10 protein-coding genes and 1 pseudogene are annotated in these 10,731 nt (G+C 70.8%); 4 read left to right on the top strand and 7 right to left on the bottom strand.

The genetic code is table 11. The annotated features are described in order from the left end of the window. The coding region (locus AB0G02_RS19375) for a S8 family serine peptidase (RefSeq protein ID WP_360796071.1) at positions 1 to 1,539 on the top strand (1,539 nt) is incomplete at its 5' end. A 74-nt stretch (positions 1,540 to 1,613) separates the two neighbouring features. On the opposite strand, the gene AB0G02_RS19370 is transcribed toward AB0G02_RS19375, so the two are convergent. The 7 genes from AB0G02_RS19370 to AB0G02_RS19340 all read right to left on the bottom strand — a co-directional run bounded on the left by AB0G02_RS19370 (position 1,614) and on the right by AB0G02_RS19340 (position 8,279). Beyond that, positions 1,614 to 2,969, bottom strand: a complete 1,356-nt coding sequence (locus AB0G02_RS19370) for an aminotransferase class V-fold PLP-dependent enzyme (protein ID WP_360796068.1) — start codon at positions 2,967 to 2,969, stop codon at positions 1,614 to 1,616. Positions 2,970 to 2,979: 10 nt separating this feature from the next. Next, complete coding sequence (locus AB0G02_RS19365; RefSeq protein WP_360796065.1) at positions 2,980 to 3,681, bottom strand: alanyl-tRNA editing protein; 702 nt, start codon at positions 3,679 to 3,681, stop codon at positions 2,980 to 2,982. Further along, positions 3,659 to 4,663 (bottom strand): PLP-dependent cysteine synthase family protein, encoded by a 1,005-nt coding sequence (locus AB0G02_RS19360; protein ID WP_360796063.1) that lies wholly within the window; start codon positions 4,661 to 4,663, stop codon positions 3,659 to 3,661. The genes AB0G02_RS19365 and AB0G02_RS19360 overlap by 23 nt, the downstream gene beginning before the upstream one ends. Then, positions 4,660 to 5,166 (bottom strand): Mov34/MPN/PAD-1 family protein, encoded by a 507-nt coding sequence (locus AB0G02_RS19355; protein ID WP_360796060.1) that lies wholly within the window; start codon positions 5,164 to 5,166, stop codon positions 4,660 to 4,662. The genes AB0G02_RS19360 and AB0G02_RS19355 overlap by 4 nt, the downstream gene beginning before the upstream one ends. After that, positions 5,159 to 6,124, bottom strand: coding sequence for a DMT family transporter (locus tag AB0G02_RS19350; RefSeq protein WP_360796057.1), 966 nt, complete (start codon positions 6,122 to 6,124; stop codon positions 5,159 to 5,161). The genes AB0G02_RS19355 and AB0G02_RS19350 overlap by 8 nt, the downstream gene beginning before the upstream one ends. Positions 6,125 to 6,193: 69 nt before the next feature. Beyond that, positions 6,194 to 7,162, bottom strand: coding sequence for a serine O-acetyltransferase (locus tag AB0G02_RS19345; RefSeq protein ID WP_360796055.1), 969 nt, complete (start codon positions 7,160 to 7,162; stop codon positions 6,194 to 6,196). A 613-nt stretch (positions 7,163 to 7,775) separates the two neighbouring features. Then, positions 7,776 to 8,279 (bottom strand): DUF2269 domain-containing protein, encoded by a 504-nt coding sequence (locus AB0G02_RS19340; protein ID WP_360796052.1) that lies wholly within the window; start codon positions 8,277 to 8,279, stop codon positions 7,776 to 7,778. A gap of 214 nt (positions 8,280 to 8,493) precedes the next feature. Between AB0G02_RS19340 and AB0G02_RS19335 the strand changes: the two genes are divergently transcribed. The 3 genes and pseudogenes from AB0G02_RS19335 to AB0G02_RS19325 form a co-directional block, all read left to right on the top strand. Then, a complete protein-coding gene (locus AB0G02_RS19335) occupies positions 8,494 to 9,069 on the top strand; it encodes a helix-turn-helix domain-containing protein (protein ID WP_360796048.1) in 576 nt (191 codons plus the stop codon). Positions 9,070 to 9,305: 236 nt separating this feature from the next. Beyond that, positions 9,306 to 10,457 carry an acyl-CoA dehydrogenase family protein gene (locus AB0G02_RS19330; RefSeq protein WP_360796045.1) on the top strand — a complete coding sequence of 384 codons (1,152 nt, stop codon included), beginning with the start codon at positions 9,306 to 9,308 and terminating at the stop codon, positions 10,455 to 10,457. 85 nt (positions 10,458 to 10,542) lie between these two features. After that, positions 10,543 to 10,731 (top strand): annotated as a pseudogene (locus AB0G02_RS19325) (GlsB/YeaQ/YmgE family stress response membrane protein); the annotation flags it as partial.

Here is a 10,731-nt window from a genome sequence, read left to right as displayed (position 1 = left end):
ACCGCGATCGGCACGCTGACCGTCAGCGCACCGGCCACCGGCTTCGTGCAGCGCGTCACCGCCTCCGACGCGGTGTTCGGCGCCGCCCCGGTGCGGCCGATCGGGAAGCTCCCCGACAACGGCACCCGGCGCACCCGGGAACGGCACGACGTGGAGAGCGAGCACGTCGGTGCGCCGAAGTCCACCCGGAAGGCCGCTCCCGCCCCCGCGTCCACGGCCGGTCTGGACCCTCTCGACGACGCCCTGTGGGGCCTGCGCCTGGTCCGCTCGGACATCGCCCGCGCGCGGCAGGCCGGTGACCGGCGCGTGTACGTCGGCGTGCTGGACACCGGGGTCGACGGCACGCACCCGGACATCGCGCCGAACTTCAACCGCGAGCTGTCCCGCAACTTCACCATCGACATCCCGAACGACAGCAACGGCGACGTGTTCGACGGGCCGTGCGAGTTCCGCGGCTGCGTCGACCCCTCCGACCACGACGGCGGCGGCCACGGCACCCACGTCGCGGGCACCATCGCGGCGGCGGCCAACGGCTTCGGCGTCTCCGGTGTGGCCCCGAACGTCTCGCTGGTCAACATCCGCGCCGGTCAGGACGCAGGCTCGTTCTTCCTGCAGCCGGTGGTGGACGCGCTGACCTACGGCGCCGACATCGGCCTCGACGTGATCAACATGTCGTTCTACGTCGACCCCTGGTACATGAACTGCACGGCCAACCCGGCCGACAGCCCCGAGGCGCAGATCGCGCAGCGGACCACGATCACCGCGATCCAGCGGGCGCTGAACTACGCGCACCGCAAGGGCGTGACCCTGATCGGCGCGGCCGGCAACAACCACGAGGACCTCGGCAGCCCGCGGACCGACGTGGTCAGCCCGAACTACCCGCCGGGCGCGAGCTACCCCCGCCCGGTCGACAACGGGACCTGCCTCACCCTCCCGACCGAAGGTGACCACGTCATCTCCGTGTCGGCGCTCGGCCCGTCGCTGGCCAAGGCCGACTACTCCAACTACGGCGTCGAGCAGACCGCCCTGTCGGCCCCCGGCGGCTACTTCCGCGACGGCCTGGGCACCGACTGGTACCGGACGAACGAGAACATGATCCGGTCCGCCTACCCGCGCAACATCGCGCTCGAGGCGGGCGACATCGACGCGGACGGCAACATCACCCAGGTCGGCCTGGACGCCGGCGTGGCCAAGTACTGCGACGGCGCCACCTGCGGCTTCTACCGCTACCTCCAGGGCACGTCGATGGCCGCTCCGCACGCCACGGGCGTGGCCGCGCTGGTGATCAGCCAGTACGGCAAGCAGGACCGCTCGCACCCCGGCACGCTGACGATGTCGCCGGACAAGGTGGAGCAGGTGCTGTACAAGACGGCCACGCCGAGGGCGTGCCCGGAGCCGCGGACGGTGTCGTACGAGAACGTCGGCCGGTCGGCCGAGTTCACCGCGACCTGCGTGGGCGACACTGCGCTCAACGGCTTCTACGGGCACGGGATCGTGGACGCCTACGGCGCTGTGACGCGCGGCGGCGACTTCCTCTGACCTGACGCGGGAACGCCCGGCTCACGGTAGCGGAGCCGGGCGTTCCCGTCGGCGGGAGAGCAAGACGTCCGTCCTCAGTGGACCGATCCGGCGTCGTGCGAGGACACCGACACCGCGGTCGGCCACCACGTGCCGTCCTGCGTCACGTAGAGCATGCGCAGGCCGATCTCGCTGATCGTGCGGATCGCGTCGACCAGGCGGTCGACCTTGGCCACGTCGACGCCGAGCCCGAGGCTGGCGCGCACGGCGGTCTCCGACCCCGGCGTCCCGGACTTCCGCAGCAGGTGCCGGGTCAGGGGGTGCGCGCAGAACCGGCCCTGCCGCAGCCCGATCCCGTACTCCACGGACAGGGCGGTGGCGAGCAGGCCGGGGTCGACGCCGTCGACGGTGAAGCTGACGATGCCGATCCGGTCCTCGGTCAGGCCGAACAGCGACAGCTCGTTCACCTCGGGGATCTCCGCCAGGCCGGTGCGCAGCCTGGTGAGCAGGACCGACTCGTACGGGATCAGCGAGTCCCACGCCGTGCGCACGGTCTCGCACGCGGCGGCGAGCGCGACCGCGCCGATCACGTTGGGCGTGCCCGCCTCGTGCCTGGGCACCCCGAGGGACCACTCCACGTCGCGCGGGTCGTCGCCCACGTTGACCGTCGCCCCGCCGCCGCGCAGGTACGGTTCGGCGGCGACGAACCAGTCCGACCGGCCGGCGAGCACGCCGATGCCGAACGGCGCGTAGAGCTTGTGGCCGCTGAACGCCAGGTAGTCGACGTCCAGCGCGGTCATGTCGATGGGCCGGTGCGCGACCAGCTGGGCGGCGTCCACCGCGATCCGGGCGCCGTGCCGGTGCGTGATGGCGACCAGCTCCTCCAGCGGCAGCAGCTCGCCCGTCACGTTGGTGGCCCCGGTGACCACGACGAGGGCCTTGGCGCCGATCTCGGCCAGCGCCCCGTCCAGGGCGGTGAGCACCCCGTCGACGTCCGACTGGATCGGCAGCGTGCGGACGTCTCGCCACGGCAGCAGTCCCGCGTGGTGCTCGTGGGCGAAGACGATCGTCGTGGTGTCCTCGGGCACGATCCGGGCGAGCATGTTCAGCGCGTCGGTGGTGTTGCGGGTGAACACCAGGTGGTCGTCCGGGCGGCAGCCGATGAACTGCCGGACCGTGATCCGCGACTCCTCGTACTTCGCCGTGCAGATCGCGGATAACGTGCCCGCGCCCCGGTGCGTGCTGGTGTACCACGGGAGGAACGTGTTGACCGCGTCGGCCACCGCCTCCAGGCAGGGCGCGGTGGCGGCGTGGTCGAAGTTGGCGAACGGCGCCATCGTCCCGTCGGCCAGCGGTACGTTCATGTCCGCTCCCAGCACAGCGGGCAACACCGACGTGGAGACGGCGGCGTGCCTGCTGCCGAACGACTTGACGTTCACGAAAACCCCCATCAGGAATGGGCTATGAACCCGGTTCCACGGTTGTTATGTAAAGCCGTTCCACAGCTTTTCCGTGACTCTTCCTGCGCATCTTCACGTGACCGATCTCGCCGGTGGAGCGCACGTGCGTGCCGCCGCACGGGATCATCATGTCGCCGCTGTACCACATCCTGGCCTCGCGCTCGCCGCTCACGCCGGCGGTGCGGATCTCCAGGTCCTTGGTGATGACCTCGTTGGCCAGGTGCTCCATCTCGGCGACCTCCTCGGTGGTGAACCGCCTGGAGACGCTGAAGTCGAACCGCGCGGTGTTCCCGTCGATCCGGACGCCCCTGGTGTAGAGGTCGGGGCGCAGGGCGCTGGCGAACCAGAAGCCCAGGTGGGCGGCCGAGTGGTGCCGCATGTTGCGGTACCGCTGCTCCCAGTCGATGCGGACCTCGACCTCCGCGCCGAGGACCGGCGTCGGGGTGTCGTCGGCCAGCCGGTGCTCGACCTCGCCGTCGATCATGATCATGTCCGGGAAGTCGGGGTGCCCGAACGGCCGCCCGCCGAACTTCTGCGTGTCGACGACGCGCGACTCACCGATCCACCCGGTGTCACCGATCTGCCCTCCGCCCTCCGGGTAGAAGACGGTCTGCGAGACGAACACGGTGTTCCCGCGCAACCTGGTGACCCGGGCGACGCACTCGCACTGGTACGGGTCGTCAATGTAGATCTTCGCGACCAAGTCGTCCTCCCGCGTCGTCAGAGCCGACGCCGTCCGGAGAGGGTGGGATGTCGGGCAGTGCGTCCAAGTAGTCCAGCACGCCGTCGTAAGCGAACGTGAGTATACAAGCGCCTTCGTCGAGTTCTTTCGCGAGGCGGCACGCCGCGACCACGTTGGCGGCGGAGGAAATGCCCACGCCGAGGCCCTCGGTCTGCATCAGGCGGCGCATCATGTCGATGGCGTCCCCGTGGGCCACCTGGATCTCGCTGTCGATCAGGTCGACGTCCAGGACCGCCGGCACCAGGCCCACCGCGAGGCCCTGGATCGAGTGGTGGACGAACCGGTTCTCCAGCAGGGAGCAGCCTTCCGGCAGCACGGCGACGATGCGCAGGTCCGGGTTGTGCTTGCGGAGCACGCGGCCGATGCCGGTGAGGTGACCGCCCGTGCCGACGCCGGCGACCAGGGCGTCCGGCACCCGGCCCCTCATCGCGGACAGGATCTCCAGGGCGGTCGTCCGCTCGTGGATCGCGGGGTTCGCCGGGTTCGCCTGCTGGTTCAACATCACCCAATCGGGGTTGTCGAACAGCAGGCTGATCGCCATCTCGCCGTGCGAGTTGCCGCCGCGCCGGTGGTCGGACAGCCGCACGTCGGCGCCGTAGCTGCGCAACAGCTGCTGCTTGGACTTGCTGTAGTTGTCCGGGATGACCAGGACCAGCTTGTAGCCCAGCACGGCGGCGGCCATGGCCAGGCCGGTGCCGGTGTTGCCGCCGGTCGGCTCGATGATCGTCTGGCCGCTGCCGCGGACGAGATCGCCCGCGTTCTCGGCCTCCAGGATCATGTTGAGCGCGATCCGCACCTTGTGGCTGCCGCCAGGGTTCACCATCTCCAGCTTGAGCAGCAGCTCCCGGTCCAGGTCCGGCTGGACGCGGGACAGCCGCACGATCGGCGTGCCGCCGATCGCGTCCAGCACCGAGTCCGCGATGGCGGTCCGTCCGTCGTTCACCGCGCGCTCCCCGTCTCCACGTCCGCGACCGGCGTGCGGTCGCCCGGCGTGCGGTCGTTCGGCTGTCCGAGCACCGCGACCTCCACGTAACGCCCCGCCTCGGCGGAGAAGTCGAACAGCCGCGCGCCCCGGACACCCGTCGCGGTGGCGTCGACCACCAGGTGCCGCACCGGGTAGACGGGCATGCCCTCGAACACGGCGTGCCGGTGGTCCTCGTCGCTGAAGTACGCGCCCACGTCCGGGTGGGAGTGGTAGATGATCCGCACCGGGTCGTCGGTGTCGAACGACTCCGCCAGCTCGCGCAGGTCGGCCACGCCGAAGGCGTACCCGGTGGTGGCCTTCCGGGTGAAGTGGTCCGGCCGCTCGCGGGTGAGCTGGTCGATCACGTTGTCGCAGTGCTTGACCCCGGCGGCGCGGACGAACCCGCAGGCCTCGGCGGGGTGCGCCTCGACCGCGTGCCGGTAGATCCGCTCCAGCACCGGTTCGGTCAGCAGCTCATCCACGGCCCCCGCCGCCCTTCACGCTCGCGGTCCTGCGCTGGCCCCACTGGGTCACGGCGAACGCGCCCAGGATCGCCAGGGTCAGCACCAGGTCGATGACGTCGAACCGCGCACCCTCGACGAGGATCCCGAAGAGCTGCGCGACGATCGGGAACAGCACGAACACGAACGACGACGTGACCGTGTCCGTCCGCTGCACGAGCCAGAAGTAGACGACGAAGCCGATCGCGGACGCCACCACGCCCAGGAAGAGCGTGGCGCCGACGCTGCGGGCGGTGAACGCCTCGGCCCCCGGCTGCTCGACGATGAAGCCCAACCCGGTGAGCACGATCCCGGCCAGCGCCATCGGCATGGTGTTGAGGGTGAGGGAGTGGATCTCCCGGCCGTGCTTCTTGATCAGGATGTAGGTCAGCGCGTGCATGGTGGCGGCGCCCAGCACCGCGGCCACGCCCCAACCGCTGGTCACCGCGATGCCCTGCGAGTGCACGATGAGCGCGCCGAGCGCGGTGAACGCGAACACGACCGCGACGAACTGGGTCGTGGTGATGCGCGTGCGCAGGATCGGCACGCTGAACACCACCATCATCACCGCGACCGACGAGAAGCAGATCGCGGTCAGGCCGGACGAGATGTACTGCTCGCCGTAGTTGAACAGGAAGTACGGGACCGCGAAGTAGCACGCGAAGATGTAGGCGAAGAACCAGTTGAGCCGGCGCGGGTAGGCCAGCGGCTTGCCCATGGCGCGGCAGCCGGCGATGAACAGCGGCGCGGCGACGACGAACCGCAGACCGGACGCCGTCAGCGGCGGCATGTCGGTCACGGCGAGCTTGACGGCGATCCAGGTCGAACCCCAGATCAGGCAGACCGCGATGAAGCTGACGAGGAGCAGCAGCTTCCGCTTGCGGTCAGCGTTCGCGGCCGGGACGACGGGTGCCGCCTCCGCCGTCTTCGGTGCGGACATCGGAATGGATCCTCCACGAACAGGGGAACCGGCGGATCGCCGGTGCGGGAGTCGACGGGCGCGTGCCGGTCACGCGCTGCGGGGCAGGGGCCGGAGTCGGGATCGACCGCTCACGGGGATGCCCACGATGACCTCGGACCCGTCGTGCCGTACTCGGATGTGCGTGACCGAGCGCAGCCCGCGGGCGCGGGGCGCGATCTGCACGGTGAGGCACTTGGCGTTGCTCTGCAGGATGCTCCAGTCGCCCGGCGCCAGCGGCACCTGGCTCGGGCCGAGGATCTCCACGTCCATGCCGCGGCGGTCGAGGCCGATGCCGTGCAGCCGGAAGCGGTACTCGCCCAGCGCCTCGACGCCGTAGATCGTGATCGGCTGGGAGCCGACGACCATCTGGTACTGGTGCAGCACGGCGACCTGCGCGCCCGCGGCCACGTCGGCGCGGACGAGCGCGTGGCTGCCGATGACGACGTCGTCCCCGATCGACACGGGACCGAGCACCCGGGCGAACCCGCCCACCTGCACCCGGTCGCCCAGTCGGGGGTGCCGCCTGCCGGTGACGTTGTCCGCGATGCCGCGCGCGCCGAGCACGACTGCCTGGAGCACGTAGCAGTCCGAGCCGATGATCACGTCCTCCCCGATGACCGTGCCGATGCCGTGGTCCACGACGAAGCGCGGCCCGATGGTGGCGGCCGGGTGGATCTCCACGCCGCTGCGCACCTTCGCGGTCTCCGACATGGAGCGCGCGAGCGTGAGGCGCGGCAACGTGTCGGCACCGGGACCGGTGAGCACGGCGTGCGCGAGGCGGTGGGTCAGCACGGCCTGGAAGCACGAGTAGGCGGCGAGCACGTACTCCCAGGAGCCCTTGCTGGCCGGGTCGCGGTGGGTCAGCGCGAGCAGGTCGTCGACCGCGAGGTCCACCGCCTGCCGCACCACGTGGCTGCGGTCGACCAGGGCGTCGAGCCGATCAGCCCAGGGCTCGATCACCTGTTCGGCGGCGCGCTCGACCGCTTCGCGGACTTCGACGTCCGCACACCCGCTCACATCGGTCTCATTTGCGGTGATCGACATGGAAACCCCCAGCCCCGCGATCTTTCCCTCACGTGCTTCGCCCGATCCGCCCGACCCTTGGGCAGGTGAGCTCGAATGCGCTGGTCGCGCTGCCGCGAAGATAGCACCGCGTCCCCGCGTTACGGGAGGAACTACCTATTCATCGGTAACCAATACAGTCGGGTTCAGTGCGACTATGGCCGTCCTACGAGGGAGTTCCCAGGGAGCGGGACACACGAAGACCACCCATTCGGCCTAGTTTCCCACCCGAAGTCTCGCAAGCCGATATACTTGACGGCAAACGTCGAATAGTTCTACCCTGCCCCACCTCGGTCGTGTCGAGGGCCTTTGGCGAAAGTACGTTTCGGCCTTGTGGCGTGTTTGTTAGCAATGGCCGCGATTGCGCATGAATGAAGAAGTGCCGGGTGCGGGGATTCGACCACCGGCGGGCGTCGGGTCGACCACCGTGCCGGTCCCGTTCGGGCCACCGCGACACCACTTCGTCCACTTGCGACGGATACTTCCGCCGACCGGCCAACAACGCGCAGTAAAGTGTCCATTGAGGACGCGCGGCGAACGACCGCACGACGATCGAATCCCGCACCGCTCAGCGGGCGACCCGCCGACCGCGGCGGGTGAGGCCGCGCGGCTTGTAGGTGCTCAGTGCCGTGGCGGCGAGCAGCACCAGCAGCGCGGCACCGGCGTCGACCAGCAGTTGGACGCGCACCCCGTCCAGGTCGGGGCCCAGCGGGGACGGGCCGGACGCGATCTCGGCCAGGTGTCCGATGGGGCGCGCGTGCACCAGCAGCACGACGGTCGCCGGGACCGTCAGCACGAGCTTGGCGATCACCCAGTAGTGCCGGAAGAGGCCCCACGTCGTGCCCAGCGCCTGCACGAGGCCGGTGACCGGCGAGGCCAGGCTCAACGGCACGATCACCCACCACGTCGCCGGTTCCATCGCGACGTGGACCGCCCGCGCCAGGCCGTCGTCCGCGCTGGTGAGGCCGACGACGGCGAGGGCGAGGAAGGTGCCGACCGCGCCGAACCAGCCGACCGAGGCGACGACGTGCGAGGTCAGGGTGAGCTTCCGCAGGCCGGGTGCGAGGGGCATCAGTGGCCACCCAGGCCGTTGCCGGTCAGGTGGAGGACCACCAGCACCACGACGAGCGCCAGGGCTGCCGAGCCTGCGACCACCACCCATCGCGGTGTCCGTGCGGGTTGATCGGCCATGTGCGCCACCTCGGTCGAGTCGATCGGGTTTATCGAGACACAGTGTCACACTGACGACGCACTGTCCAGGAGCCGTCGTCCCGTACAGTGAGGCGGTGCCGAGGCTGTGGAACGACACCATCGACGCCCACCGCCGCGCGGTGCGCGACGCGACGCTGGACGCCACCGCGGCGCTGGTGGCCGAGCACGGGGTGACGTCGCTGACCATGTCGCAGATCGCGGAGAAGGCCGGCATCGGGCGGGCGACGTTGTACAAGTACTTCCCCGACGTGGAGGCGATCCTGGTCGCCTGGCACGACCGGCAGGTGACCCACCACCTGCACCACCTCCGGGAAGTGGGCGAGCGCGCGCACTCGACCGCCGACAAGCTCCGCGCCGTGCTCCACGCCTACGCCCGCCTGTCCCGCGGGCGGGAGGGCCACGGGACCGGCATCGCCGCGGCCCTGCACCGCGGGGAGCACGTCGTCGAGGCCCACCGGCACCTGCACGACTTCATCCGCGACCTGCTGACCCGGGGCGCCGCGACCGGCGAACTGCGCGACGACGTCCCGGCCGGGGAACTGGCCGACTACTGCCTGCACGCCCTCGAAGCCGCCGACGACCTGCCGTCCGACGACGCGGTCCACCGGCTCGTCGGAGTCACCCTGGACGGCCTGCGCGCTCGGCCGTGACGACGGCGGATCCACCCGCCGCGTGAAGCCTCGTGCGGACGGTCGCCCGGTCCGGCGTTGCTCCACACCGTGCGGCACTCGCCCCGATCGGCCCAGCGCGGCGGCCCCGTCGGGCACGGGCGGTCAACCCGCCCGCACCGTTCGAGTGCCATGTCCCGGACGCCCTGTCGCCGCTGTCCCCCTGTGGCACAGTGGCCCTGCTGGACGCCCGGCCACGAGCACGGGAGGACCACCCCATGTCGGACATCTTCGACCGGGTGCGCGGTCTCGTCCCCCTCCTCCGGGCCAACGCCGAGCGCTGCACGGCCGAGCGCCGCGTCCCCCGCGAGAACCTCGACGCGCTGCGCGGGACGGGCCTCTTCCGCGCGGCGCTGCCGCGGCACCTGGGCGGGCTGGAGTGCGACGTGCGCACGAAGCTCGCCGCCCTCACGGAGGTCGCCCGCGGCTGCGGTTCCACCGCCTGGGTCGCGACCATCTACCTGGACTCGGTGTTCCTGTTCGCCAAGTTCCCCGACGAGGTGCAGGAAGAGGTCTTCGCCGACCCCACGAGCTTCCACTGCGCCACCCTGGCGGTGCCCGGTCGGGCGGTGCCGGTCGACGGCGGGTACTCCGTGACCGGGCGCTGGCCGTTCAACAGCGGTTGCCTGGACGCCTCGTACCTGCTCCAGCCGGCCGTCGTCGAGGGCGGCGGACCGGCCCACTTCATCATCCCCGCGCGCGAGCTGACCATCGAGGACGACTGGTACGTCAGCGGCATGGAGGGCACCGGCAGCAACACCGTGTCCGGCCGGGACGTGTTCGTCCCGCACCGGCACGTGCTCCAGGTGGCGCAGCTGCTCGACCAGGACCACCGCAGCGAGCGCAACGCGGCGTCCCCCTACTACCGCCACCCCCCGCTGCCCTACCTGCTCACCAGCGCCGTCGGGTCGTTCCTCGGGATGGCGGAGGCCGCGTACGGGCTCTTCCTCGAACGGCTGCCCGACCGCGGCCCGATCGCCTACACCGGCCACGCCCGCCACCGGGACGCCGCGACCACCCACCACCAGGTGGCCGAGGCGCGGCTGAAGATCGACTCGGCCCGCCTGCTCGCGGACCAGGCCGCCGCCCTGCTCGACGAACGCGTCGCGACCGGCGTGCCGACCGACGTCCACGACCGGGCCCGGGTGTGGGGTCAGGTGGCCTACGCGGCGAAGCTCTGCGTCGAGGCCGTCGAAGCGCTGCGCCTGGGCTCGGGCGCCTCGGGCATCGCCACGAAGCTGCCCCTCCACCGGATCGCGAGGGACGTCCAGGCGCTGGCCACGCACGCGATCATGGTCCCCACCACCGGGATCGAGCACTACGGACGCGCGCTGTGCGGCGTCGAACCGAGCACGCCGCTGCTGCACTGACACCGGCGTGCGTCACAGGGACGGTTGAGGGGTGACCCCCTCGGGTAGCCGGGTGGAGCAAGGTCATCGACCATGGGAGGGTGACGTGATCGGGTTCATCGTCGCCGGGTTGATCATCGGCGCGCTCGCCCGTCTGATCAAGCCCGGCAAGCAGAACCTCGGCATCGTGGCGACTCTGCTGCTCGGACTGGTCGGCGCCCAGGTGCCAGCGCGGGTCCTCCTCGCGGCAGATCCGGGCCTCGCTCATGGCGCGGCGCAGCTGCGGGTGCTCCTC

This window comes from Actinosynnema sp. NPDC023658 (assembly GCF_040639995.1).
Lineage (GTDB): Bacteria > Actinomycetota > Actinomycetes > Mycobacteriales > Pseudonocardiaceae > Actinosynnema.
Note: the sequence above shows the minus strand (reverse complement) of the source record. Positions and strands in the feature narration are given on the sequence as shown.

Excerpts from the sequence above, each read along its gene's own strand:
- AB0G02_RS19340 (WP_360796052.1), bottom strand. The coding sequence starts at position 8,279 with ATGCCCCTCGCACCCGGCCTGCGGAAGCTCACCCTGACCTCGCACGTC.
- AB0G02_RS19330 (WP_360796045.1), top strand. The coding sequence starts at position 9,306 with ATGTCGGACATCTTCGACCGGGTGCGCGGTCTCGTCCCCCTCCTCCGG.
- AB0G02_RS19350 (WP_360796057.1), bottom strand. The coding sequence starts at position 6,124 with ATGTCCGCACCGAAGACGGCGGAGGCGGCACCCGTCGTCCCGGCCGCG.
- AB0G02_RS19370 (WP_360796068.1), bottom strand. The coding sequence starts at position 2,969 with ATGGGGGTTTTCGTGAACGTCAAGTCGTTCGGCAGCAGGCACGCCGCC.